A 26,349-nucleotide genomic window follows, 5' to 3' on the forward strand; every position below is an offset into this window, starting at 1 on the left:
ATAATTGGGAGGCAAAGATAAGAATTTAGACTTAATCCCTCAGGTTTTTACGTTGATCCTTTTCAATCGACCGTATGTTTGTTTGTAATCGTCCTTATCGTTTTTTTAATCAACCTGATGTTTTTTAAAAACATCTTAGGTGTTTGTGAAAAACATCAAGGTCGTTTTTATAATTTGTCCAAGGGGACGCTGCTTAACGCCCAAAGGAGCGTTGACATATACTCAAGGGAGCGATGGCTTACATCTACTGGAGCGTAAGCCAACGCTCCCTTAGGCGTTTTTCAGCTTGCTTATTTTACAAATTTAGGTTATACTTCTTATAAAAGGCTGTCCGGGAAGATGCAGCACAACTTACTATCCCATATAATTTTAGCGCGGATTTCACGAATAACACGGATGCTTTAAGCCGTGAAAATCGCATAATCCGCGCCAAAAGAAAAAAATATAAAGGCTTTTTGACAGACTTCTATAATGTTGTATCTACATTAACTTTTTGGATTTGCTCAGCATTTAATATTTAGTTCCTCTAATATTTTACGCATTTTTTCGAAAGTTGTAATTCTTGTCGGTACTAATGGTAGACGTAACTTGTTTTCTATCAGACCCATAACATTCAGCATTGCTTTAACGCCCGCCGGATTGCCATCAACGAACAACAGACTAAAAAGTTCGGTAAATTTGTGGTGTATAGTCAATGCATTTGCATAATCACCGGAAAGTGCCAAACGCGTCATACGGCTAAACTCACGTGGAAAAGCATTGCCTATCACGGAAATAACTCCGACTGCTCCCAAAGTAATTAATGGAAAAGTAATTCCGTCATCTCCTGATATTACATCGAAATTGACCGGTTTATTTTTAATGATATCATCCATTTGCGTTATATTGCCGGAGGCTTCTTTGATAGCAATGACATTTTTAAATTCTCTTGCAATACGCAAAGTTGTTTCGGCAGTCATGTTTACCCCTGTTCGTCCGGGTACATTATAGAGTACTATCGGCAGATCTGTGGCATTTGCAATAGCTTTATAATGCTGATAAATACCTTCTTGAGATGGTTTATTATAATATGGTACTGCTACAAGAACAGCATCGACACCTGTCATATCCTCGTTCTTCAACGTGTTTACAACGGTTTGTGTACAGTTGCTGCTTATTCCTAAAAGAATGGGAATGCGGCCATTCACCCGCTCAACCACCACCTGTTTTATTTTTTGTTTTTCTTCTGTGGTTAAGGTCGGCGTTTCGGCGGTCGTGCCAAGTACGCATAGAAAATCAGTCCCGTTTTGAAGCTGGTAGTCGACTAAACGTAGTAAGGCGGCATAGTCTACACTATCATCTTCTTTAAAAGGAGTAATCAGGGCTACTCCCATTCCTCTTAATTTTGTTTGTATCATAAGGTTATAATAATCTCAATTCCTAAACTCTGCAAAAGTACGAATATTTTCTATTTTTGCTATGTTTATTTAATAATTAATTGGAATATACTGATAAAAAGTTACTGTATAAGTGCCAAAAACTCATCTTCGTTCATTATCTGTATCCCTAGTTTTTGGGCTTTTTCCAATTTGCTTGGTCCCATGTTCTCTCCGGCCAGGATGAAACTTGTTTTAGAAGAGATACTTCCTACGTTTTTTCCGCCGTGCTTTTCTATCAATTCTTTATATTCATCGCGGGAATGATGCGTAAATACTCCGCTGATAACAATAGATTGTCCTTCCAGCTTGGTTGTATGGTCGCTGGTATCTATTTCTTCGGCTTTCATTTGTACTCCCGCCGCTTTTAATCGTTCGATTAGAGCTTTATTTTTCTCGTTGGCAAAATATAAGATGATACTTTGGGCTATTTTTTCACCTATTTCATCCACCTGAATTAGTTTTTCCAAATTGGCTTGCTCTAATTCTTCAATGGAAGGAAAGGCTTTTGCTACCTTTTTGGCTACTGTTTCACCGACAAACCGTATACCTAGAGCGAAAAGTACACGTTCGTAGGGAATTTGTTTTGATTGTTCTATACCTTTAATGATATTTTCTGCGGATTTTTCTCCCATGCGTTCCAGACCTTTTATATCATCGATGGTAAGAGCATATAAATCGGCTGTATCATGTATCAATCCGAGGCGATAAAAGAGATCAATTGTTTCCGGTCCAAGATTGTCGATGTTCATTGCCTTTCTACTGATAAAATGTTCTATTTTACCTTTTATTTGTGGTGGACAAGCTGTTTCATTAGGGCAGTAAAATGCAGCTTCTCCTTCGTAACGTATTAATTTACTGCCACATTCAGGACAATTAGTTATAAACTTCACTTTATCGCCAATAAGTAACCTCGCATCTTTGTCTACTCCTGTTATTTTGGGGATAATTTCTCCTCCTTTTTCCACATAAACCATGTCGCCGATGTGTAAATCCAATCCCTCTATAATGTCGGCATTATGTAACGAAGCTCTTTTTACGATTGTACCGGATAGTTGTACCGGCTCCAGGTTTGCGACAGGAGTAACAGCTCCAGTTCTGCCTACCTGATAGGTGACTGCATTTAGCCGTGTCAGTGCTTGCTCCGCCTGAAATTTATAGGCTATGGCCCAACGTGGAGACTTAGCTGTATAGCCGAGATTCTTTTGTTGACGCATTGAATTGACTTTCAGTACAATACCATCTGTTGCAACTGGTAGATTTTTACGTTCTATATCCCAATAATTTATAAATTCGAATACTTCCGGTAAGGTTTTGCATTTGCGGGTTACATCTGATATTTTGAATCCCCATTTTTCTGCCTCTTTGAGATTCTCATAATGACCGTCGCAAGGTAGGTTATCTCCAAGTAAATAATATAGGTAAGCATCTAATTTTCTGGAGGCAACGATAGATGAATTCTGCAATTTTAATGTTCCGGAAGCAGCGTTTCGTGGATTTGCAAATAGAGGCTCTTCACGTGCTTCCCGTTCTTGATTCAGTTGCTCAAAAACTGTCCACGGCATAAGTATTTCTCCTCTTATTTCAAATTCTTTAGGATAATTGTTTCCATTCAGAACTAAAGGTATACTCCTGATTGTCTTTACATTATCTGTTACATCATCGCCAACGATACCATCTCCTCGAGTAACTGCCTGAATAAGTTTACCATCTACGTATGTGAGCGAAATAGAGGTTCCGTCATATTTCATTTCACAACATAATTCAAAGTCTTCGTTGAGTGACTTGCGCACTCGTTCATAAAATTCAGTAACTTCGGTTTCAGAGTATGTATTGGACAGGGAGAGCATCGGGTATTTGTGAGGTATCTGGATGAAGTTTTTATTTAAATCACTTCCCACACGCATTGTCGGAGAGTTATCATCCTTATATTCAGGGTATTTGTTCTCCAAATCCTGTAGTTCTCGCATCATTTTGTCAAACTCATGATCCGAGATTTCCGGCGCATTAAGAACATAGTAATTGTGGTTATGTCGATGTAATTCAACACGCAACTGGTCTATTTTTTCTTTTTCAGTCATTGTTAAAGGCTTTGTTTTGGGCAAAATTAAACATTTTATTGGTGAATAACATCGGACGACAACCATAATATTTGTACTTTTGCAAAAAATAATAAAACATGCGTATAGATATAATAACTGTTTTACCGGAAATGATTGAAGGCTTCTTTAATTGTTCCATCATGAAGCGTGCTCAGAATAAAAATATTGCAGAAATATATATACATAATCTGCGCGAGTATGCCACAGATAAATATCGTAAAGTAGACGATTATCCGTTTGGTGGATGCGCCGGAATGGTGATGAAAATAGAACCGATTGATCGTTGCATTACAGCCCTGAAAGAGCAAAGAGAGTATGATGATATTATATTTACGACCCCTGATGGAGAAAAATTTGATCAGAAAATGGCTAACAGTCTCTCTTTAAGCAATAATTTGATGATTCTCTGCGGACATTTTAAAGGGATTGATTATAGAATTCGTGAACACTTCATTACCAAAGAGATAAGTATTGGTGATTATGTTCTTACGGGTGGCGAATTGGCTGCTGCTGTAATTGCTGATTCTATTATTCGCATTATTCCGGGAGTTATCTCTGATGAACAATCGGCCTTGTCGGATTCTTTTCAAGATAATTTATTAGCTCCGCCTGTTTATACTCGTCCGGCAGATTATAATGGTTGGAAAGTTCCGGAAGTTTTGCTGTCCGGACATGAAGCAAAAATAAGAGATTGGGAATTTCAACAATCATTGGAGAGAACAAAGCGTCTTAGACCAGATTTATTGGAAGATAAATAAGGTAATAATTATTTATGTATAGCTTTCGTTTGCTTATTTATATCTTACAGTAGATATTTAGTGAACCTGAAAGTTATTCAATAATCCGGGGGTAATCTATAAAAGAACCTATTGCAAGTGAAGTTTTATATGTAGATGTATCTCTTGTATCAAATATTTATTAATTCATATTTTAGTAGAATTCTGCTCAGATATAATGATTGTAAATAAATTAGATTTAAAAGAATACAGTGAGTGGAAACGATTAATATTCTCTAATGAAATAAAAAGAGCACCGACCATAAAAGTCAGTGCTCTTTCTTATTTATGCATAAAGTTAACTTTTTGCTTTTAATTCTTCCAAATAATAATGCGAATACTATTATTAAATTTCTAAAGCTCCTACAATATCAGAAATTGAATTGTATTTATGTCGCTCCAAGTAGTCATTAATTCCATCAATAACCTTTACAGTTATAGTTGGATCAATAAAATTGGCGGTTCCTATTTGAATAGCAGAAGCACCAGCTAAGATAAATTCAATCGCATCTTTCCAATTCATGATTCCTCCCAAACCAATGACAGGAATATTTACCGATTTGGCTACTTGCCACACCATACGTAGAGCAATTGGTTTAACCGCTGCACCGCTCATTCCTCCGGTAATAGTGGACAAAATAGGACGACGACGTTCGGCATCAATTGCCATTCCCAATAATGTATTGATCAAAGATACACTATCAGCTCCTGCATCTTCTGCAGCGCGGGCTATTTCTGTGATGTCTGTAACGTTAGGGGATAGTTTTACGATAAGTGTCTTTTTGTAAGCTTCACGTACAGCTTTTACTACTTCATATGCACATTTTGCTGACACTCCAAATGCCATACCACCTTGCTTTACATTGGGACAGGATATATTCAATTCTATGGCAGGAATCTTGTCAAGTTCGTTAATGATCTCCGCTGTTTTAACATAGTCTTCTATTGCAGAACCGGATACATTCACAATCATATTGGTATTTACATCCTTAATTCTCGGGTATATACTCTTAACGAAGTAGTCAACTCCCTTATTTTGCAGTCCTACAGCGTTTAACATACCTGAAGGAGTCTCTGCCATACGTGGGTATGGATTGCCTTCACGTTTGTGAAGAGTTGTCCCCTTTACAATGATGCCGCCTATTCGCTCTATATTTATAAAATCTTGAAACTCTTCACCATATCCAAATGTACCCGATGCAGTCATCACCGGATTTTTCATTTGTAGTTTACCAATATTTACATTTAAATCTGCCATAATAGTTTCTTTATATTAAAAATAGGACCATCTTTACATACACATAAATGTCCTTCATCTGTATTTTCTACGCAGCATAAACAAGCACCGATGCCACACGCCATTGTGTTTTCGAGTGATACCTCACATTCGATGCCGTTTGCTTTTGCATATTTAGCGACCGACATCATCATAGGTTTAGGGCCACAAGTGTAAATTCTATCAAAATGTGAATTGTGAAGGATAGAATGTTGAGTTACATATCCTTTTTCTCCTGTGCTTCCATCTTCTGTGGTAGTATAAACATCACCTATTTTTGCAAATTCTTCTAATTGCAGCAAATCGTTTGCAGAACGTGCACCTAAGAGGAAGGTTGGAATATAACCCTTTTTTCTGAGTTGTTCACCCAGGTACAGCATGGGAGCAGTCCCTACACCACCACCTATCAATAAAAGCTTTTCTGATTGCTCTTTAGGCATTGTGAAGCTATTTCCGAGTGGTAATACTACATTTATATTATCTCCTTGCTTTGCAAGCGCTAAATGCCTTGTACCATCTCCAACGAGCTGTATTAGAAACCATATCTCATTATTATTCCTATCAACGTAATTAATAGAAATCGGGCGACGTAGGAAAGTAGAAGGTGAGTCGTCAACTCTGATTTCTGCAAACTGTCCCGGAAGCATATCGGGTAGAGTATCTGCATGGGTCAATTTAAGCAACACATAATTACTATGTAATCTGATGTTGTCCGTAACCGTTAGGTCTAAAATAAATTTTTTCATGAATATTTGGGTAAATTCGTGTTCCACCTGCAAAGATACATGTTTTATCCCTAATTTTAAGTTCCGGCTTTTTATTTTAAGGATTAAACGACTTATTTTTCAGGTTTAAAGATCTCATAAGTATTATCATCAAAGAATATTCGTATTTCAGTGATTTTTCTTTGAGGTTTTTCTATATACCTAATCTCTTGTTTTACAATCTCTTTAGTGCTTATTTCAGGGGATTTTGATGCTGTTTCCTTGCGATATTCTGATGCAGCTGCATTCTTATCCGCATTTGAAGCAATCTCATCAAATAGAGACGGCATAAAATCTTCCTTTTTGCCGGTCATTTCTCCTTTACCATATAAAAGCCATTCCAGATTAATATCTGTATAAGTTTGATGGATTTTAGTGACTACATCTAGGCTTGGGTTATTTCTTCCATTTAATATAGAAGAAACTGTTGCCGGGCTGATTCCTATTTTATCTGCAAAGTCAGCGTTGCTTAGATGTTCACGCTTAATTATCTCTAGAATTCTATCTTTCATGGTCGAAAAATGTATAAATGTAATGATTGTACAAATATAAATATAATATTTGTATTTGCAAACTTGATTTATGAGATTATATATTTGTATTTATATATCTGTATTTATATTTGTTTTCTTCTGATTTGCATTTATATATCGTATTAATGTTCACATCTATAAATCGATAGAAATATTATTGATCTATGCCTTTATATTATTATTGTAATAGATTGATATATAGCTTATTATTATATAAATAATATTGCTTGTTTGCACTAGGATTGCAAATATATTAGTTTTATTCCTTTACATTTACCTAATTCTGCAATATAATAGTTATAACATGCTGGTTGTTAGTATAATATGACCTGATATGTTTTATGTAATATTTATTCATTCACATATATTATTGCTAATTCGATTTATTAAATAGTTCATATTTTCTTTTGTAAATGCAGATATGTTTATATAGATATTGCTATTTGTGTATTAGTAAATAATATATTTATGTATGTAAATTGCAAATATAAATCACTAACTACTTACCTTTGTAAATATTAGAATAACAATTAATAGAAGTCTATTTTAATGTTGGCTTTAGATTGCGTTATTTTCAATTTGAAATGCATAATCCTTCACGTAAATACATACAAATATCCGATTTATTGAAAATAATGAAATCTCAGAGCACTATTTTGAATATAATATATTGATTATTAGCTGTATAATGCTTAATTTGCTTTCAGAAATACTTGTTATTCTAGAAAAATTAAGCCTTTATTATTAAAATCTGTATTTTGACACTTTGCTATATCCTATATTATTGGTTAAAGGCTAAAAAGAAAGTATTTCGAGAGGATCAAACCTTATCTGATTTATTTTATCATAAAATAGATATTTAATTTCTTCTCCGAATTATTGCTTTGCATATAATTAGTGATAGATCTCTTCCTGACAAGCGAAGGGAGAAATGCTCAATTTATATTGTATAAATTATTTGTTGATAATACAAAGGGAGATCTGTTTTTTAAAAAGGTAGGTAGGCTAAAAACTTATTGCAAAAGAATGGGAGTATTTGAGAGAATACTCCCATTCTTTAAATAAAATGATTAATGCAAAATTTTAAACACAAGTTCTCGGAGTAACTCACCTGAATTTGTAGACGAATTACCTACTCCCTTTGATTTCGCATCGCAGTATCTAATTGCTCCGATAATCTGCATTACCTTGACGCCGCTATATTTTCTCATCGCAGATAAGTATTCACGTGATTGCCATGTACTTTTTAGACCAAGTTGATTGGCAATACCTTGTTCCGACTTTTCCGGAGCATAATAGGCCAACATTAGATTTGCGTAAAAATTGAATAATAGCGATAAAGTAACTTGTATTGGATTGGTTTTTGGATTCTCTTCAAAGTATTTTACTATCTGATTTGCTTTGAATATATCTTTTTCAATCAATGCGCTTTTTAACTCGAAGTTATTGAAGTCCTTGCTTATTCCGATATTTTTCTCAATCAGTTCCGGAGTAATCCGTTTTTGCGATGCCGGTAACGTGATAATTAATTTTTCCATCTCACCTACCAATCGGCTTAAATCTGTGCCGATAAAATCACTAAGCATAGCTGCCGATTTGGGTTCTACATCTATGCCTTTTCTTTTCATGTAGGAAGTGATAAATGCTGGGAGTTGGGCTTCTTTTATTTTTTTAGATTCAAACAAAACCCCAGTCTTTTCAATTTCTGCAGTCAACTTTTTTCTTCGGTCCAATACACCATGTTTATGGCAAATGACGAGGATTGTTGAATTGAGTGGTTTCTGCAAATAAAAAGAAAGTTCCTCCATGTTTTTGATGGTTTGAGCTTCCTTTACAATAACCACCTGATATTCTGACATCATCGGATATCGTTTTGCTGCATTTATTACTGTGGCAATATCTATATCCGAACCATATACAACGGTCTGATTGAACTCTTTCTCACTCTCGGAAAGCACATTTTGAGCTATGTAATTGGAGATAAGGTCAATGTAGTAAGGCTCCTCTCCCATTAAATAATATATGGGCTTATATTGCTTGTTTCTCAGATCTTTAAGAATATCATCACATGTTATTTCCTGTTTTGCCATACGTTGATTACCAGTCGAATTTCAGGTGTTTTACTGTCTTTTTCTCATCAATAATCATTCGCAAGGAAGCAATTCCCATTTCAACATGTTCATGTACATAATTTTTTGTAACCATATTGTCGCTTTTATCTGTCTTTACTCCTTCCGGTATCATGGGCTGATCGGATACTAAAAGCAATGCTCCTGTAGGAATATGATTGGCAAATCCGGTACTAAATAGTGTTGCCGTCTCCATATCTACCGCCATTGCGCGGGTTTTTCGCAGATAATCTTTGAATTCGTTATCGTGTTCCCAAATTCTGCGGTTGGTAGTATATACGGTACCCGTCCAATAGTCGTGCGCATAGTCACGAATAGCGGAAGAAACGGCACGTTGTAACATAAATGCCGGCAATGCAGGGACTTCCGGTGGAAAATAGTCATTGGAAGTTCCTTCTCCACGAATAGCAGCAATGGGAAGAATTAGATCGCCCAATTGTGTTTTCTTATCTATACCGCCACATTTTCCTAAGAATAAGCATGCTTTGGGATGTATGGCTCCCAGTAGATCCATGATAATTGCAGCGTTGGGACTACCCATACCAAAATTGATAATGGTGATGCCTTCAGCACTGGCGGATATCATATTAGCATCGCGTCCTAAGATGGGAACATTGAATTTTTCCGCAAATATTTCTACATATTTATTGAAATTCGTCAGTAGGATATACTCGCCAAAGTCTTCCAAGTTACGTTTTGTATAACGAGGTAACCAATTAACAACGATTTCTTCTTTAGTTTTCATATTTTCAATTAATTTTGTAACGGCTAAAGTTTGCCTAATTATCTTGAAATGCAAATTTACTAAATGTTATCATTAAACTTACCAACATACGAGACAAAAATAGCTGCACGAAACGGAAAAAATGTTATTTTCGACGTGATTCGCAGACGATATGTTGCTTTGACTCCGGAGGAATGGGTGCGACAGCACTTTGTTCACTTTCTTATTGCTTACAAAGGCTACCCTTCTACTTTGATGGCAAATGAGGTCTTGCTGAATCTGAACGGAATGAAGAAACGTTGTGATACGGTACTGTACAACAAGGATTTATCTGCTCGGATGATAATAGAATATAAGGCTCCTCATGTGGAAATAACTCAAAAGGTATTTACACAGATAAGTAATTATAATCTGGTACTTAAGGTTGATTATCTGATTGTTAGCAATGGCATTGACCATTATTGCTGCAAGATGGATTATGAGAAGCAAACTTATGTTTTCCTTAAAGATATTCCAAATTACACAGAACTATAATTATTCCGTCTCATTCTTTGAATCGTTTACCCTTGCCTATCCTGTCGTTTCACCTTGCATAAACGATAGGATGCCCCGGGTAAAACGCAAAGATCACCATGGTCAAACGATTCGATTGTCCTTATGAATATTTGTGAGCTTTGGTTGCAGGATGTCTGCTAATTAAAAAACACCATCTTCCACTCTTATCGGCTATAATCTTGGTAAAAGCCAATGTAAATGTGGAAGATGGTGTCTGATTTAGCTGTTATGCTTTATTGGGCAAACAATTTATTTTGTTTTTGTCTCCAAATGCTGTTCCATTTCTACGCCTGCCAATTCCGGGTCAATCATGATACGGCCGCAATATTCGCAAACGATGATTTTCTTACGCATACGGATGTCCAGCTGTCTCTGAGGCGGAATCTTATTAAAACAACCGCCACAAGCATCACGTTGTACGTATACGATGCCCAAACCGTTGCGTGAGTTTTTGCGGATACGTTTGAATGCTTGCAGCAAACGAGGCTCGATAGTTAATTCAAGGTTTTTAGCCTTGTCTCTCAATTTTTCTTCTTCCTGTTTCGTTTCAGCAATGATTTCATCCAACTCATTCTTCTTCTGAACAAGGTCTTTATCTCTTTCTTCCAGTTCTACTGTGCTCTTTTCTACTTCTGCAGTCTTTGCTTCAACTTCTTCTGTGAACTCCTTAATCTTCTTTTCACAAAGCTCGATTTCCAATGTCTGGAATTCAATTTCTTTTGTCAGGAAGTCATATTCGCGGTTGTTGCGTACATTATCTTGTTGTGCTTTGTACTTGTCTACGGAAACTTTGGCTGTTTGAATTTCTATCTTTTTGTTTGCGATAGCAGCTTTCAGTTCATCAATTTCACTTTTAATCTTATCGATACGAGTGCTTAGGCCGGCCACCTCATCTTCAAGGTCTTGTACCTCAAGAGGCAACTCTCCTCTCAACGTTTTGATTTTATCAATTTCAGAAAGCATGGTCTGTAATTGATATAATGCTTTCAACTTTTCTTCGACTGTTAATTCACTTGGGTCTTTCTTTGCTTCTTTAGCCATATTATTTACAAATATTTTATAGGATTTGTATTTACTTTGCTCAATTGAATTGCAAAATTAGGGAATAAATCCTGTATTATTGAATAAAAAATTTCTTTGGTATATTGTTCGCTTTCATAGTGCCCTATCTCTGCGAGAAGGAGATCATTCTCGTGACCGAAATACTCGTGATAACGAATCTCTCCGGTAATAAAGATATCTGCATTATGCGCTATTGCCTGCGGAATAAGGAAAGCTCCTGCTCCTCCGCAAAGTGCTACTCGCTCTATTAATCTGCCGGAAAGTTTGTTGTGCTTAATGCAGCCTACCTCGAATGTTTTCTTGATTCGTTTCAAGAAATCCAGTTCGGTCTCCGGCTCTTCCAGCTCTCCGATAATGCCTGCTCCGGCCTGTGCCCATGAGTTTTTTAAAGGATAGAAGTCAAACGCAGGTTCCTCATACGGATGCGCTTCTATGAGGGCTTTCGTTGCTGCCGATTTTTTGAATACCGGGAGTATGGTTTCTATTCTCACTTCCGGTTCATGATGGAGTTCGCCTATTGTGCCGCAAAAAGGATTGGTACCTTCTTTTGCACGGAAAGTCCCCTCTCCTTCCAGTGTGTAACTGCATGAGTCATAGTTGCCTATGCATCCGCAACCGGCATCGAATAATGCTTGTCTCACCTCTTCTGCTTGTGCATAAGGCACGAAAGTGACAAGTTTCAACAAGCTATCTTCTTTTTCTGATAGGAAACGGATATTCTTCAATCCTATTTTCTCGGCAATTTTATAATTGACCCCTCCCGTTGCATTGTCCAGATTTGTATGGGCAGAGTAAACCACAATATCATTTTTGATAGCTTTCAGGATGCATCGTTCTACGTAATCCTTTCCTGTTATGGATTTATAACCTTTGAAGATGAGCGGATGATGGGATATAATAAGATTATAACCCAACGTGATGGCTTCGTCGATGACTGTTTCGGTAACGTCCAGACACAACAAAGCCCCTGTTGCTTCCGCTTCTGTCAATCCGATTTGCAGTCCGGCATTATCAAATCCGTCTTGCAAAGGCAGAGGCGCGAACCTTTCAAGGGCGCTTACTATTTCCTTAATTTTCATTTTTTGTAGAAAACTTGTTGCAAAGATAATAAGAAAAGCGAAAGAGACCAGTATGTTTCCTTATTTTTAGTGTAAATATTATGACTTTTTTGCTTGGTATTTAATATTTTGCAAAATTAAGGGAAAAGATATAGAGAAATTGTTTATTAGATATATTTTTGCGGAAAAGAGAAATGTATATGAAAAAGTTATTTTTATTATTAATGGTAGTTATTGCCATGACTGCCTGCGAAGGTCCTATGGGACCTCAAGGAGTGCCGGGAGAGGCCGGGAGTTTGCTTACTAAAGTGGAGTATTTCACCGTAAAGCCGAGTGATTGGGAGTTTATGGGACCAAGCGATAATCCGAATGAAGTATATTACCGATATACTGTGACGCCTAAGTTTTATAGTGAACTTGGCGACAAAGAACTTGAATGGCTTTATAATGACGGAGCTATACATGCTTATCTTTTTCGTAATTTTGACCAGAATGGCGAAACCCAAACTCCTCTTCCATATGTCTTGAATTGGGCGGATAATAATAATAAATTGTGTATAGAAACTGTTTATTCCGATTATACGATGCAGGATGTAGCTTTTTATATTGCTTATAGCGGTGCTAACCAAGATAGTAGTCCTACGCAAGATATGCATTTCCGTATTGTGGCCAACTGGTAATATGGGAAGATATAAAAAAGGGCGGAAAGAATTATTTTTCTCCGCCCTTCTATATAAATCTTGATTATCAATAAGCCCTGGCAAACAGAACTCTTCTTGCAGACGGTTTGCCTGTGACCATACATTTGCCCGGAGTAAGACTTTCTTCATCTGCCTCGAATGGGATACAACGAATGGTTGCTTTAGTGTCTTCCTTGATTTTTTCTTCTGTCTCGGTGGTTCCATCCCAATGTGCAAGGATGTATCCTCCTTTTTCTATTTGTTCTTTGAATTCATCGTAAGTGTCAACTTTTGTAATGTTGTTGTTACGGTAATCCAATGCTTTCTTATAGATATTGGCTTGAATCTCATCTAACAGATTCTTTACGTAAGTATCTATATTGTCGCAACTTATGGTTTCTTTTTCCAAGGTATCGCGACGCATCACTTCCATTGTATTATTTTCCAAGTCGCGTCCACCCATTACTAAACGAACAGGAACACCTTTCAATTCATAATCGGCAAATTTGAATCCCGGACGTTTATTGTCGGCATTGTCATACTTCACGGAAATACCCAATGCTTTCAACTGGGCTACAATACCTTCTACTTTTGCATCGATTTGCTTTAATTGTTCGTCGTTTTTGTAGATAGGAACGATAACCACCTGAATCGGTGCCAATTTAGGAGGAAGTACCAGACCATTATCGTCAGAGTGAGTCATGATTAATGCACCCATCAGACGAGTGGATACTCCCCATGAAGTAGCCCAAACATAATCGAGTTTGTTATTCTTGTCAACGAATTGTACGTTGAATGCCTTAGCAAAGTTTTGTCCGAGGAAGTGTGATGTTCCGCACTGTAATGCTTTTCCGTCTTGCATCAAACCTTCTATAGTATAAGTATCCAAAGCACCTGCGAAACGTTCGTTGGCAGATTTCACACCTTTGATTACTGGTACAGCCATAAACTGTTCTGCAAAGTCTCCGTATACATGAAGCATCTTTTGTGCTTCGGCTTCGGCTTCTTCACGAGTGGCATGCGCTGTATGTCCTTCTTGCCAAAGGAATTCGGCTGTGCGGAGGAATAAGCGGGTACGCATTTCCCAACGCATTACATTGGCCCATTGGTTACAAAGAATCGGCAGGTCACGGTAAGAGTTTATCCAATTTTTATAAGTACTCCAAATGATTGTTTCCGAAGTAGGACGAATGATTAATTCTTCTTCCAGCTTGGCAGCCGGGTCAACAATAACTCCGGAACCGTCTTCGGCATTCTTCAAACGGTAGTGAGTAACTACGGCACATTCTTTTGCAAAGCCCTCAACATGTTCTGCTTCACGGCTTAAATATGATTTGGGGATGAGCAATGGGAAATAAGCATTTACGTGTCCGGTTTCCTTAAACATGTCATCCAGTTGTCTTTGCATTTTCTCCCAGATGGCGTATCCGTAAGGTTTAATCACCATACAACCGCGTACAGGCGATTGTTCTGCCAAATCAGCTTTAACCACCAAATCGTTATACCATTGCGAATAATTTTCGCTTCTTTTGGTGAGCTCTTTTAATTCCTTTGCCATTATTTTTTAGTATTGTTAGTTATTCATTCTAAAAATTAGTCCGCAAAATTACTAAGTTCCATGAACATTTCCAAGTGTATGTTGTTCTATTTCTGTGTGTTTTCATTAGTGTATTAGATTAAGATTTTGATTCGGGTGTGTTTGGTTGTGAAATCAGACACACTTTTTTTATCTTTGCACCTTATAAATATAAGGAAAAGATGGAAATTGATATCAAAGAAAGATTGGATGAATTAGTGGAAAAGTATAATACGGTTGCTTTTATAGAGCATGATCCGGTTCAGTTTCCTCGTCGGTATTCCAAATTGCAAGATATTGAGATTACGGCTTTTCTGATAGGGACGATCTCGTGGGGCAACAGGGCCTCTATTTTAAAATCGGCAGATAAACTACTTTCGTTGATGCACCACTCCCCTTTTGATTATATCATGAACGGCGATTATCGTGAGTTGGGAAATAAAAATATTCATCGTACTTTCTTTGAGTATGACCTATATTATATGTGTCATGGCCTGCATGATATTTATGAAAAGCATGATTCGATTGAAGAGATCTTTTGTAATCGGCCATCACTTTGGGATGGGATAAATTCCTTTCGCACAATCTTATGTGAGGCAAATCATAAAGATTGCAAGCATATATCCAATCCTTTGTCTGGTTCGGCTTGTAAGCGTCTGCATATGATACTCCGATGGTTAGTCCAGCAGGATAAAATTGTAGATTTAGGAGTTTGGAAGAATATCTCTCCTGCCGATTTATTCATACCTCTTGATACTCATGTCGCGAGAATTTCCAGAGAATTCGGTCTGTTGAGCCGTAAAATGAATGACCGTAAGGCAGTTATCGAATTGACCGATATATTGAAACAGTTCAATCCGGAAGATCCGGTCATTTATGATTTTGCTTTGTTTGGATTAGGCGAGGATACAAAATAAAAATGGGATTACTTTTATAATTTGTAACCCCATTTTAATAGTTCATTTCTACCTGCCTCAATAAGGCATTTCTTTAGAAATTTTTTAATCGCATTCTTTTTCATCATCTTTTCATTTTAAAAATTATGTTGATTGATTTCCATAAAAAGTTTGATCAATCTTTCAATTCTACTTTTCATAATTTAATTCTCCTTTAATTGTTACCTTAAAAACTTCTTTTTATTGGGGAAATGTATGCTTATAGCATTACATAACCCCAGATATTAGCATCTGCATTTGCTAACCTTTTAAATAATCTTTTTACCCATTTCATAACTATATATGTTTTAAAAACATGTTTTACAACACAAAAATACAACCATTGTTCATTTAAGCAAGTAGATATTCCCTCTTTTTTATGATAATAACACTATTTCTTGATTTATATCAAAAGAATGGCATAAACTAGAACTCAAGAATGTAATATGACTGACATTTTAAGACAAAAAGACAGTGACAAAGTTGTCGTAACATTTATTATGGTCTCGTGCAAACTTTATCTATTGTTTTTATGTTAAAATTATATTAGTTATATTTGCGCTAATAATTTTTGAGATATTAATCATTCTAATTTTAAATAATTATGTTATTACAGGTAGATACGTTAAATGTTGTCGAGCAGATTGCTTCTGCAACTGTGCCCGATGGTGTGGATAAATTATCTTTCGTCTTTGACAAATTAGTAAGTTTTGGAATTTCTGCCGGTGGTCACATCCTGACTGCTATTGTTGTATTCCTGGTAGGAAAACTGATTGTAAACGCATTAAATCGATTAGTTGCCAGAATATTGGAAAAACGTCATGTTGATACGAGTGTAAAAACATTCTTGAAGAGTCTGACCAATATATTACTGACAATTATATTAATTATATCAGTAATAGGTGCTTTAGGTATTAATACAACTTCATTTGCTGCTCTTTTGGCATCTGCCGGTGTTGCCATTGGTATGGCACTGTCCGGTAATCTACAGAATTTTGCTGGCGGACTCATCATCTTACTTTTCAAACCATATAAGGTAGGCGACTTGATTGAAAGTCAGGGAGTCATTGGGGTAGTTTCTGAGATACAGATTCTTCATACTATCATAACTACTGCCGATAATAAAGTTATATACATTCCGAATGGTTCATTGAGCAGTGGAGTTGTAATCAATTATAGTAATAAGGATACTCGTCGTGTAGAATGGACAGTTGGAGTAGAATATGGTGAAGATTATACGAAGGTAGAACAAACAGTCAGGGATATTCTTGCAGCAGATTCACGTGTTCTTAAAACTCCCGAACCATTTATTGTATTGAGTGCTTTGGATGCAAGTAGCGTTAATGTTATGATACGTGTGTGGGTGAAGAGTAGTGATTATTGGGATGTATATTTTGGCATTAATAAAAAGATATATGCTGTATTTAATGAGAAAGGCATTGGATTCCCATTCCCGCAACTGACGGTTCATCAAGCAAAAGATTGATTTATTATTTAAATATATGGATAAAAGCCGGACGATCTCCGGCTTTTATTTTTTATAGAAACTTTTACTGATGGTATATTCCCGCATTTGTTTATTACTATTTGTTTTTATACAAATAGTAAAGTCTTAAGTCTATCCTTATATATATAGTAAAAAAAGTAGTAAAGTAATATTTGTAACTACCAGTATTATGTATAATTCATTAAACTTTTTCAGCTAAGTTCTTTTTAGGAGATTTTGGCTCTTCTACTACCGGATTTTGTGGCTTTAAAGATTTAACGGATGTCTCCGGAACCCACATATAACGACAATGAATACATTGATACAATTCTCCATCAAAAAAAGTATCTTCAGACTTACAGTTATGACAAATTTCACCCATAATACACACTTTTATGATTTGAATAATACAAATATATGGTGCATTTATGGATATATAATTATGTATTCTATTCAAAAAGTTTCATATTGTATTCTAGTTTGTAATTATTTTATTTTTCATTGGAGATTACAATTAATTGTATCTGTATGTGATACCTGCATTAAAGTTCAAATTGATTAATAGCAAAATAGTCAAAACAGATAAGTCAAAAACATCAAGACGATTGTAGGCAAGCATATAGTTAGTTGTTTGGCTTTTTATTTACATTAATAGTATTGCTTTATTGTTATAAATTGTTTACTTTTGGAGAAATTATTAAATTGTGAGTAAAATGAAAAAGTATTTAGCAGAAATGATTGGTACAATGGTACTTGTACTGATAGGATGTGGTAGTGCGGTGTTTAATGGTGGTTGCGGTACTCCTGCACAAGTGTTAATGGTAGCAATGGCATTCGGATTTTCCGTTGTCGCTATGGCTTATACTATAGGTGGTGTTTCCGGATGTCACATTAATCCTGCAATTACTTTGGGATTTATGCTTTTAGGGCGTATGAAAAGTAAAGAGGGATTAATGTATATGCTATTTCAAGTGATAGGAGCATTAATTGGTTCTGCAATCATAGCACTCTTGACATCTAATATAGATATGGCTTATGTCACTACTACCGGTGCTAATTCTTGTGCTCCTGGTGTGGGAATAGCCGGTGGCTTTATTGCAGAGGTTATATTTTCTTTTGTATTTGTATTAGTGGTTCTTGGTACTACCGACGCTAAAAAAGGGGCTGGAAACTTTGCCGGATTAGCTATCGGAATTTCTCTTGTACTAGTTCATATTTGTTGCATACCCCTTACTGGTACTTCTGTCAATCCTGCTCGTAGTATTGCTCCCGCACTATTTGCTGGTGGTGAAGCCCTTTCTCAATTATGGATATTCATTTTGGCTCCTTTCATTGGTGCTGTCCTTTCCTCATGTGTTTGGAAATTAATACGTGATTATAAATAGACCTTACGATACGATTTCTATATATCGTAAATATAATATTTGTGAGTAATACTAAAAAGCCAATCTATCCGTAACTGGGTAGATTGGCTTTTTGCTTAAACTGACAGGTAAATCAATGTGTTTGAAAGCAAAAAATCAGATAGAAATCTTTCGATTACTATCTGATTTTCAGTGGAGCGGTAAGCGAGACTCGAACTCGTGACCCTCAGCTTGGGAAGCTGATGCTCTACCAACTGAGCTACTACCGCAAGTTTGAAATAAGAAAGACCTTTTAAGCAGTCGCTCAAAGGTCTTGGACTTTTGAGCGGAAAACGAGACTCGAACTCGCGACCCTAACCTTGGCAAGGTTATGCTCTACCAACTGAGCTATTTCCGCAAATCTCTTTAAAGATCTCTGTGAAGAGAAGGAGACTCGAACTCCCACGACATAACTGTCACTACCCCCTCAAAGTAGCGCGTCTACCAATTCCGCCACCTCTCCATTCTATTACAAATACTATTCCGATGTGCCCAGAACAAGACTCGAACTTGCACGATGTTACTCACTCGCACCTGAAACGAGCGCGTCTACCATTCCGCCACCTGGGCAAATCTAGAATTTACATTTATGTTAAAGATCGCTTTAAATCAGAGCGGAAAACGAGACTCGAACTCGCGACCCTAACCTTGGCAAGGTTATGCTCTACCAACTGAGCTATTTCCGCATTTGCGGTTGCAAAGGTAGTCGTTTTTCTGAAAACTCCAAACGATTCATATAAAAATATTAGCTAAAATATACTTTCCGGTTAACGGGATTCACTGCCGATAATGTTTCTTTAGCTCATTCTGTCACGATAGTCTTCATAATGAAAATGTTTGTATATTTTCAGTTCGTCATTTGAAGTCCACAGAGCAATAGACGGATGTTGGATACCATTGAACATATTTGTTTTTACCATTGTATAATGGATCATATCTTCAAATATCACTTTATCTCCGATTGTAAGTGGCTTTTCAAAAGACCACATACCCATGTAGTCGCCACTCAGACAACTGTTTCCTCCTAGACGATAGGTATATGGAGTCGTTTCACCCATTGTGGCATTGCGGACAGCTGGCTGATAGGGCATTTCCAAACAATCCGGCATGTGGCAGGTAAAGCTAACGTCAAGAATTGCTGTTTTTATTCCACGATTCTCAACTATATCTACCACACTGGATACCAATACTCCTGTTTGCCAGGTAAATGCCGATCCGGGTTCCAATATGATTTGTATATGCGGATAACGGGTTTTTAATCCTTTTAATAATCCGATAAGATGTTCCGTATCATAGTCTTTGCGTGTCATGAGATGGCCACCACCTAAATTCAACCATTTTATTTGTGAAAACCATTTACTAAACTTCTCCTCTATATGTACTAATGTCTTTTCCAAATCATAAGAACTTGATTCGCAATGTGTATGGCAGTGGAATCCGTCGATACCTTCAGGCAATAGATCGGGTAAGAGATCGTGAGTGATACCAAATCTTGTACCCGGAGCACAAGGATTGTATAATTCAGTTTCCACTTCCGAGTATTCGGGATTGATACGGATACCGCATGATATACCTGAATTGTCAGCTTTGACCATCGGGTAGAAACGCTCAAATTGGCTGAAAGAGTTAAAAGTAATGTGACTGCTGCACTTCATAATTGTAGGGAAATCAGCTTCTGTATAAGCAGGAGAATACGTATGTGCTTTATTGCCGAATTCCTCAAGTGCCAATCGTGCTTCATAAACCGAACTGGCGGTGGAACTATCAATATATTCACGAAATATGGGAAATGATTTCCACATGGCAAAAGATTTGAAAGCCAATATGATCTCCACTCCTGCCTTGTCCTTGACTTCTTTTATCAGTTCGAGGTTTTTTCTCAACAAATCTTCTTCCATCACATAGCAAGGAGATGGTATTTTATTAAAATCTATCATATCTGATAATGTGAATTGTTTCTATTTATGTTTTTATCCTATCACTTTAAAGCGTGCAAATTTTAATAACAACTGCTTTTCTCCGGCATTTTGGAAACGTACGGTTGCTTTGGTGTTTTCTCCAGTTCCTTCAATTTTTATGACTTCTCCGATGCCGAAGCGCTCGTGTTCTATCATTTGTCCTGCTTGTACATTTCCTAACACTGCTGTGGCAGGTGATGTTTGGCTACTACTGACTTTTTTCAGATTACGTGGCGTTGTAGGCCGAATCGCCTCTGTTTTCGGACGCTCTTCTTTTAGCTGATTAAATAACGGACGAGCCGGTTTGGTTGACTGCCGTTCCCGGTAAGAATAAGAAGGTGATGCGGTTTCTTCAACTTCCCGATGTTCGGCAGTTTCTTGTTGAGGTACATAAAGAAAACGACTGTCTATCTCCCGAAGGAAACGGCTTGGCGTTCCGAATTCCGTTTTCCCATAGCGAAAACGACTTCGTGCGAATGATAAGAAACAGTTTTCACCGGCGCGGGTAATAGCTACGTAAAACAAACGACGTTCCTCTTCCAATTCGCGATTAGAGTTGATGCACATCCCGCTTGGGAAAAGATTTTCTTCCAATCCTACTACGAATACATTTTTAAACTCCAATCCTTTAGCGGAGTGTACCGTCATTAACGTAATCTTTTCAGCATCTTCGTCCTTATCCGTATCTTGGTCGGAAAGCAAAGAAATCTCTGAAAGGAAATCTGCCAAGGATATGTTTTCATTTCCTTCCTCTTCACGGGTAGCGCAGAAATCATGCATGCCGTTTACTAATTCCTCCACATTTTCCTGACGGCTGAGATTTTCAGGAGTTTTGTCCTGGTAGATATCGTTTATAATACCTGCCTGACGTACGATGTCAACACCTATATCATAAGCATTCTTTTCTGTAGAACTCTGTATGAATCCGTCAATCAGTTCTCTGAAACTTTGCAGTTTCGTATGTGTACCTTTATTTATATTTAGTCCCAGTTCAAGCGGACGCCGGATCACTTCCCATAAACTTACTGCGTTGGCGTTGGCTGCTTCTATGATTTTATTGACGGTAGTATCTCCTATTCCTCGGGCGGGATAGTTAATGATGCGTTTAAATGCTTCTTCATCATTCGGATTGATAGCCATCCGGAAATAAGCGATAACGTCTTTTATCTCTTTACGTTGATAGAAAGATAGTCCACCATATATTTTGTATGGGAAACTTCGTTTTCTAAGTGCTTCTTCAAAGATACGGGACTGTGCATTGGTTCGATAAAGAATAGCAAAATCGCTATAAGAATAATCGTCTTTTCTTCTCAGTTCACTGATTTTATTGGCTATAATCTCACCTTCTTCCACATCCGAATATGCGGTGAATACCGTAATCGGATTTCCTTGTATATTTTCGGAAAATACTTCCTTACGTATCTGTTCCACATTTTTTTCTATCAAACTGTTTGCTGCGCCCACAATCGTTTTTGTAGAACGATAGTTCTGTTCCAGTTTGAATATTTTTGTATCGTGGTAAAATTTTGTAAATTTCAGAATGTTGTCAATGTTGGCTCCACGGAAAGAATAGATGCTTTGCGCATCATCCCCTACCACACAAACATGTTCATGCCCTTTGGTTAATTGCAATACAATTTGATGCTGGGCAAAGTTGGTGTCCTGATACTCGTCAACTAAAACAAAACGAAACTGTTCACTATACTTTTGTAGAATTTCCGGATGATCTTTAAATAATATATAAGTATAGAATAATAAGTCATCGAAATCCATTGCGCCTGCCTGACGGCACCTGTCCCAGTAACGACGGTATATATCTCGCATTGCAGGCATTTTTGCCGCGCAATCCGCCTGATAGGCTTCCGCATTTGCAGCGTAGGCAGAGGGAGAAACAAGTTTATTTTTGGCATCCGATATACGTCCTTGTACAGATGAAGGCTTGTAAGTTTTATCATCCAGTTGCATCTCTTTAATGATGGCGCGGATCAGGCTCTTGGAGTCCGAAGCATCATAAATGGTAAAATTCGATGTAAATCCGATTGCCGCAGCCTCTGTTCGCAATATACGCGAGAAGATGGAATGAAATGTTCCCATCCATAAGCGTCGTGCCTGCTCCGCTCCTACCTGTCCGGCTATTCGCTCTTTCATTTCTCTTGCAGCCTTATTGGTAAAAGTCAATGCCAGGATAGACCATGGTGTATAACCTTGTTCCAATAAGTAAGCTATCTTATAAGTCAATACTCTGGTTTTACCCGAACCGGCTCCGGCAATGACTAATGAAGCACCGTCATTGTAAAATACGGCTGTACGCTGACTTTCGTTCAGTTCATCTGTATAATTAATTGGCATATCTGTTTATACTCTTTAATACGGCAAAGATAGAGAAAGTTTGAAGATTATAGAAAATACTTCCCAAAGGATTTATATCTTTGTAAGCTCAAAACAGAAAATATCATGCAATATTCCGCTCTTCATCCGTCTTTAGTTTCCTATGTTGAAAAGGAAATTATACCGAGATATACGGCATTTGACAAAGCGCATAATTTGAATCATGTGCAAACCGTTATTCAGGAGAGCGTAACGCTTGCTTCCCATTATGAAGTAGATATGAATATGGTTTATGTAATTGCGGCTTATCATGATACAGGATTGGTGGAAGGAAGGGAATTTCATCATTTGGCTTCCGGAAAGATCTTAACCGACGATTCCCGTTTAAAAGAATGGTTTACGGAAGAACAAATTCTTATTATGAAAGAAGCTGTGGAAGATCATCGTGCATCGGCAGATTATGAACCCCGAACGATATACGGTAAGATTGTTGCAGAAGCAGATCGTATCATTGATCCTGTCGTCACCTTGCGTCGTACCGTACAATATGGCCGCGAACATTATCCTTTGAAGGATAAAGAATGGCAATACGCACGTTTTTTGGAACATTTGCAGAATAAATATGCTGAAGGTGGGTATCTGAAATTATGGATACCGGATTCGGATAATGCCCGTAAATTGACGGAATTCCGTTCCATTATTAAAGATAAGGTACGACTGCGTGAAATTTTTGATACCCTCTACGAAGAATTATAAAAATAATATTTGATAAGTTATTATTTCTGCAGAACAAATCGGTGTCGGCATCTGTTATATATTCAGAAGTTTAATCATAAAAGCTCCTGAAAAATGAAAACATTATTAATGTCTTTAATACTTATCAATATGACTTACGAAATGCCAAAGCTTCCTTATGCACATGATGCATTGGAACCGGTAATCAGCAAAGAAACGATAGATTACCATTACGGAAAACATTTACAGACTTATGTGAATAATTTAAATAATCTTGTTCCCGGAACAGAGTTTGAAGGAAAACCGCTGGAAGTGATTGTTGCTACAGCTCCGGATGGTGCTATCTTTAACAATGCCGGACAAGTGCTCAATCACACGCTTTACTTCCTTCAGTTCACTCCGAAGCAATCTTCCAAAGAGCCGAAAGGTAAATTGGCAGAAGCCATCAAACGTGATTTCGGTAGTTTCGAGAATTTCAAAAAAGAATTTGATGCTGCTGCAGTCGGCTTGTTCGGTTCGGGATGGGCATGGCTTTCAGTAGGCAAAGATGGCAAATTGGTGATTACCAAAGAGCCTAACGGTAGTAATCCGGTTCGTCATGGCTATAAACCACTTTTGGGTTTTGATGTTTGGGAACATGCTTATTATCTGGACTATCAGAACCGTCGTGCCGATCATATCAACCGTTTATGGGAAATCATTGATTGGGATGTAGTAGAAAAACGAATGTAGTGTAGTAGGTTAGTTATATCTCTGTAAAAGCATCTTTGGGATCTTCGGATCTTGGAGATGCTTTTTTAGTTCGCTATCTATAGTATTTATTCATTTCACTTATCGCTTCGATAATTTTCTCTGCAAGTTGTGCTTTGGAAATAATATAAGGACACCACTGATTTTGGCTGCCATTCTGCAGACAAGCCACAATACGCAGGTTCCCGTTGGTTAATCTGATTGCCTTTTCTTCTACTATTTCAGAAGGGATAAATAAAATTTTATTGTCTATTTCCAGCGTTTGCTTATTAAAGGACACCGCTACGATGTAAAAGCTGTAATGCGGTTGGAAAGTATTTCCGTTAATCGTCAGTATCATTTGCCCGTCCGCCGTCACATTATATCGTGATTTTACTTGAATATGTACCGGATGAAAAATACCGGATTGCAGAACAATCAAGTCCACACCATCTTTATCGATAACAGGTTTATAGACATTTAATAACCCTTGTCCGTATAATAGTATAAACTCTTTTACTCTGTCCTCTGCTATATTACCTTTTGCATTGGAGCTCAATCCTGAAATATCAAATGTTTCACAGTTTTCTTCTTCTTGTGTATGGCTGTCGCTATCAATGTATTTGGATATTTCCAGTGCACCGTTATTAATACATAGCTGCAGAAAATCGCCATTATTGATGTCTTGGTTCCTGTAAAATTCGGTAAGTCCGAAAATCCGGTTGTAAGTTGAATTATAGCGTAGTGACCATTCATTTCCTTCAAATCGGATTGCTACCTGATCACCCTGTATCGGCAGATTGTAACGCAGTTTTGTCGGTATATACAAAAATCCAAGTCTCTTTTCTACCTCTATAATCCTTCTTTTATAATAGTCCGTCATATATTGTTTGTATTTAAACTGCCGACAAATATAGTAAAGTCTTATTATCAGAAAGAATATTCAGGGAAGATTCTTGGAAATGTTTTAATTTTTTCAGACTTCGGTCGATGCCCGTAATTTGATTTCGGCATTTAATACAATCGTTCGGTTGGGAGCATCGGGATTATTTATTTTTTCGTAAATCAGTTCCGCTGCTTTTTCTCCCATTTCGATGAGGGGTTGTTCAACTGTAGTAAGCTGAGGATAAACGATTGTTGATAGAATAGTTCCTGAAAAACTTGCAATGGCAACGTCCTGAGGAATCTTTATACCTTGTCCACGTAGGTAATTCATGGCACCGATGGCTTGTGTGTCGGTAAATGCAAATATTGAGTCAAATTGAGTTTCAGTGTTCAACAGTTGCTCGGCTGCCTGTCGCCCTGCTTCTATTGTTACGCCTGTTTTTATAAGTAGTGAAGTATCATAAGGAATCCTGAACTTTTCCAAAGCATCTTTGTAGCCTTTAACCCGTTCCATTGAATTATGAATATAAGAAGGTCCTTGCAAATGCACAATGTGCCTGCGTCCGTTGCGAATCAGATGCTCAACCATGAAAAAGGATTTGATGTAATCGTCAACTATAACCTGAGAAACATCCATACCAACTGGTATCCGGTCATAGAAGACCATTGGCGTTTTTTCCCGGATACGCATATACTCCTCCTTATTTTCAGTTTGATGACATAGGCAGATAATAATACCATCTACCATGAAACGTTCCATCATTTGGAGATTATCCCTTTCCGTTTTAGGGTTTTCGTTTGATTGGGCTATAATCACCTTTAACCCTTTCGCATACAACACGTTTTGAATTCCTTCTATTACCTGTGAAGCAAACGGTGTAATCATTTCCGGCACAATGACACCCACAGTGTTTGTTCTTCCGTATTTAAGATTCGTAGCTACAGGGTTAGGGCTGTATCCTAACAACTTAGCTGTTTCCAAAACTTTTTCTTTCGTTTCTTTACGGATATTTTTATCATCTGCAAGTGCACGTGACACTGTAGATGTAGAAATAGACAAGTATTTTGCAATATCTTTTATAGTCACGTATTTCATAAGGAACCGGGATCTTTAGTAATGACAAATATAGGCTTTTATTTCTAATTCAACAAAAAATGGGAACGTTTGCAGATTTTGGGAACGTTTGCGGGAACGTTTGCAGGTAAACAATCAAAGAAAAACTGTTTTTTTATTTTCTCT

The 26,349-nt window shown here is 37.2% G+C and carries 23 protein-coding genes and 5 tRNA genes; 8 read left to right on the forward strand and 20 right to left on the reverse strand.

The genetic code is table 11. The features are described 5' to 3' along the window. Positions 1 to 503 precede the first annotated feature (503 nt). Together dapA and ligA are read right to left on the reverse strand one after the other, a co-directional pair. Positions 504 to 1,397, reverse strand: a complete 894-nt coding sequence (gene dapA, locus DXB63_RS15820; protein ID WP_122127371.1) for a 4-hydroxy-tetrahydrodipicolinate synthase — start codon at positions 1,395 to 1,397, stop codon at positions 504 to 506. A gap of 101 nt (positions 1,398 to 1,498) precedes the next feature. Further along, the gene (ligA, locus tag DXB63_RS15825) at positions 1,499 to 3,496 is read right to left on the reverse strand and encodes an NAD-dependent DNA ligase LigA (protein ID WP_122127372.1); all 1,998 of its coding nucleotides are present in this window, start codon (positions 3,494 to 3,496) and stop codon (positions 1,499 to 1,501) included. A gap of 98 nt (positions 3,497 to 3,594) precedes the next feature. Between ligA and trmD the strand changes: the two genes are divergently transcribed. Continuing rightward, the gene (trmD, locus tag DXB63_RS15830) at positions 3,595 to 4,275 is read left to right on the forward strand and encodes a tRNA (guanosine(37)-N1)-methyltransferase TrmD (protein ID WP_122127373.1); all 681 of its coding nucleotides are present in this window, start codon (positions 3,595 to 3,597) and stop codon (positions 4,273 to 4,275) included. Between the two features lie 364 nt (positions 4,276 to 4,639). Here the strand turns inward: trmD and DXB63_RS15835 are convergent, their stop codons facing one another. The 5 genes from DXB63_RS15835 to DXB63_RS15855 all read right to left on the reverse strand — a co-directional run bounded on the left by DXB63_RS15835 (position 4,640) and on the right by DXB63_RS15855 (position 9,740). Then, complete coding sequence (locus tag DXB63_RS15835; protein ID WP_122127374.1) at positions 4,640 to 5,551, reverse strand: dihydroorotate dehydrogenase; 912 nt, start codon at positions 5,549 to 5,551, stop codon at positions 4,640 to 4,642. Next, entirely contained in the window at positions 5,539 to 6,315 is a 777-nt protein-coding gene (locus tag DXB63_RS15840) for a dihydroorotate dehydrogenase electron transfer subunit (RefSeq protein WP_122127375.1), read from the reverse strand. The genes DXB63_RS15835 and DXB63_RS15840 overlap by 13 nt, the downstream gene beginning before the upstream one ends. 92 nt (positions 6,316 to 6,407) lie before the next feature. Then, positions 6,408 to 6,845, reverse strand: a complete 438-nt coding sequence (locus tag DXB63_RS15845; RefSeq protein WP_122127376.1) for a helix-turn-helix transcriptional regulator — start codon at positions 6,843 to 6,845, stop codon at positions 6,408 to 6,410. A 1,091-nt stretch (positions 6,846 to 7,936) separates the two neighbouring features. Next, on the reverse strand, positions 7,937 to 8,956 hold the full coding sequence (holA, locus tag DXB63_RS15850; RefSeq protein ID WP_122127377.1) for a DNA polymerase III subunit delta: 1,020 nt from the start codon (positions 8,954 to 8,956) through the stop codon (positions 7,937 to 7,939). A 7-nt stretch (positions 8,957 to 8,963) separates the two neighbouring features. Beyond that, positions 8,964 to 9,740, reverse strand: coding sequence for an AMP nucleosidase (locus DXB63_RS15855; RefSeq protein ID WP_122127378.1), 777 nt, complete (start codon positions 9,738 to 9,740; stop codon positions 8,964 to 8,966). A gap of 63 nt (positions 9,741 to 9,803) precedes the next feature. Between DXB63_RS15855 and DXB63_RS15860 the strand changes: the two genes are divergently transcribed. Then, positions 9,804 to 10,253 (forward strand): type I restriction enzyme HsdR N-terminal domain-containing protein, encoded by a 450-nt coding sequence (locus DXB63_RS15860; RefSeq protein WP_122127379.1) that lies wholly within the window; start codon positions 9,804 to 9,806, stop codon positions 10,251 to 10,253. A 270-nt stretch (positions 10,254 to 10,523) separates the two neighbouring features. Here DXB63_RS15860 and DXB63_RS15865 read toward each other — a convergent pair whose 3' ends face one another. Together DXB63_RS15865 and DXB63_RS15870 are read right to left on the reverse strand one after the other, a co-directional pair. Continuing rightward, positions 10,524 to 11,315: a zinc ribbon domain-containing protein gene (locus tag DXB63_RS15865; protein WP_122127380.1), complete on the reverse strand. Its 792-nt coding sequence runs from the start codon at positions 11,313 to 11,315 to the stop codon at positions 10,524 to 10,526. A 5-nt stretch (positions 11,316 to 11,320) separates the two neighbouring features. Beyond that, complete coding sequence (locus tag DXB63_RS15870) at positions 11,321 to 12,415, reverse strand: Nif3-like dinuclear metal center hexameric protein (protein WP_122127381.1); 1,095 nt, start codon at positions 12,413 to 12,415, stop codon at positions 11,321 to 11,323. Between the two features lie 179 nt (positions 12,416 to 12,594). Between DXB63_RS15870 and DXB63_RS15875 the strand changes: the two genes are divergently transcribed. Next, positions 12,595 to 13,074 carry a hypothetical protein gene (locus tag DXB63_RS15875; RefSeq protein ID WP_147332300.1) on the forward strand — a complete coding sequence of 160 codons (480 nt, stop codon included), beginning with the start codon at positions 12,595 to 12,597 and terminating at the stop codon, positions 13,072 to 13,074. Positions 13,075 to 13,141: 67 nt separating this feature from the next. Here DXB63_RS15875 and proS read toward each other — a convergent pair whose 3' ends face one another. Next, positions 13,142 to 14,632, reverse strand: a complete 1,491-nt coding sequence (gene proS / locus DXB63_RS15880; RefSeq protein ID WP_122127383.1) for a proline--tRNA ligase — start codon at positions 14,630 to 14,632, stop codon at positions 13,142 to 13,144. Positions 14,633 to 14,832: 200 nt separating this feature from the next. Here proS and DXB63_RS15885 point away from each other — a divergent pair, with 200 nt between their 5' ends. Together DXB63_RS15885 and DXB63_RS15890 are read left to right on the forward strand one after the other, a co-directional pair. After that, positions 14,833 to 15,567, forward strand: a complete 735-nt coding sequence (locus DXB63_RS15885; protein WP_233522880.1) for a TIGR02757 family protein — start codon at positions 14,833 to 14,835, stop codon at positions 15,565 to 15,567. Positions 15,568 to 16,189: 622 nt separating this feature from the next. Then, entirely contained in the window at positions 16,190 to 17,071 is an 882-nt protein-coding gene (locus tag DXB63_RS15890; protein ID WP_122127384.1) for a mechanosensitive ion channel family protein, read from the forward strand. A gap of 202 nt (positions 17,072 to 17,273) precedes the next feature. Here DXB63_RS15890 and DXB63_RS15895 read toward each other — a convergent pair whose 3' ends face one another. Next, on the reverse strand, positions 17,274 to 17,453 hold the full coding sequence (locus tag DXB63_RS15895) for a hypothetical protein (RefSeq protein ID WP_122127385.1): 180 nt from the start codon (positions 17,451 to 17,453) through the stop codon (positions 17,274 to 17,276). A gap of 331 nt (positions 17,454 to 17,784) precedes the next feature. Here DXB63_RS15895 and DXB63_RS15900 point away from each other — a divergent pair, with 331 nt between their 5' ends. Beyond that, complete coding sequence (locus DXB63_RS15900) at positions 17,785 to 18,456, forward strand: MIP/aquaporin family protein (RefSeq protein WP_122127386.1); 672 nt, start codon at positions 17,785 to 17,787, stop codon at positions 18,454 to 18,456. Positions 18,457 to 18,628: 172 nt separating this feature from the next. On the opposite strand, the gene DXB63_RS15905 is transcribed toward DXB63_RS15900, so the two are convergent. The 7 genes from DXB63_RS15905 to DXB63_RS15935 all read right to left on the reverse strand — a co-directional run bounded on the left by DXB63_RS15905 (position 18,629) and on the right by DXB63_RS15935 (position 22,781). Next, positions 18,629 to 18,704 (reverse strand) — tRNA-Gly (locus DXB63_RS15905). Between the two features lie 55 nt (positions 18,705 to 18,759). Further along, positions 18,760 to 18,832: transfer RNA gene (locus tag DXB63_RS15910), tRNA-Gly, on the reverse strand. Positions 18,833 to 18,853: 21 nt separating this feature from the next. Then, positions 18,854 to 18,937: transfer RNA gene (locus DXB63_RS15915), tRNA-Leu, on the reverse strand. 26 nt (positions 18,938 to 18,963) lie between these two features. Next, positions 18,964 to 19,044, reverse strand: a tRNA-Leu gene (locus DXB63_RS15920). Positions 19,045 to 19,087: 43 nt separating this feature from the next. After that, positions 19,088 to 19,160, reverse strand: a tRNA-Gly gene (locus DXB63_RS15925). Positions 19,161 to 19,271: 111 nt separating this feature from the next. Continuing rightward, complete coding sequence (gene nspC, locus DXB63_RS15930) at positions 19,272 to 20,411, reverse strand: carboxynorspermidine decarboxylase (RefSeq protein ID WP_122127387.1); 1,140 nt, start codon at positions 20,409 to 20,411, stop codon at positions 19,272 to 19,274. Positions 20,412 to 20,444: 33 nt separating this feature from the next. After that, entirely contained in the window at positions 20,445 to 22,781 is a 2,337-nt protein-coding gene (locus tag DXB63_RS15935; RefSeq protein WP_122127388.1) for an ATP-dependent helicase, read from the reverse strand. 105 nt (positions 22,782 to 22,886) lie between these two features. Here DXB63_RS15935 and DXB63_RS15940 point away from each other — a divergent pair, with 105 nt between their 5' ends. Together DXB63_RS15940 and DXB63_RS15945 are read left to right on the forward strand one after the other, a co-directional pair. Continuing rightward, on the forward strand, positions 22,887 to 23,516 hold the full coding sequence (locus tag DXB63_RS15940) for an HD domain-containing protein (RefSeq protein WP_122127389.1): 630 nt from the start codon (positions 22,887 to 22,889) through the stop codon (positions 23,514 to 23,516). Positions 23,517 to 23,609: 93 nt separating this feature from the next. Next, positions 23,610 to 24,227 (forward strand): superoxide dismutase, encoded by a 618-nt coding sequence (locus DXB63_RS15945; protein ID WP_122127390.1) that lies wholly within the window; start codon positions 23,610 to 23,612, stop codon positions 24,225 to 24,227. Positions 24,228 to 24,300: 73 nt separating this feature from the next. Here DXB63_RS15945 and DXB63_RS15950 read toward each other — a convergent pair whose 3' ends face one another. Together DXB63_RS15950 and DXB63_RS15955 are read right to left on the reverse strand one after the other, a co-directional pair. Continuing rightward, the gene (locus DXB63_RS15950; protein ID WP_122127391.1) at positions 24,301 to 25,107 is read right to left on the reverse strand and encodes a hypothetical protein; all 807 of its coding nucleotides are present in this window, start codon (positions 25,105 to 25,107) and stop codon (positions 24,301 to 24,303) included. A gap of 93 nt (positions 25,108 to 25,200) precedes the next feature. Continuing rightward, on the reverse strand, positions 25,201 to 26,205 hold the full coding sequence (locus DXB63_RS15955) for a LacI family DNA-binding transcriptional regulator (protein WP_122127392.1): 1,005 nt from the start codon (positions 26,203 to 26,205) through the stop codon (positions 25,201 to 25,203). Positions 26,206 to 26,349 lie beyond the last annotated feature (144 nt).

Origin of the sequence: Bacteroides sp. OM05-12, assembly GCF_003438995.1 — a bacterium.
Taxonomy (GTDB): Bacteria; Bacteroidota; Bacteroidia; order Bacteroidales; family Bacteroidaceae; genus Bacteroides.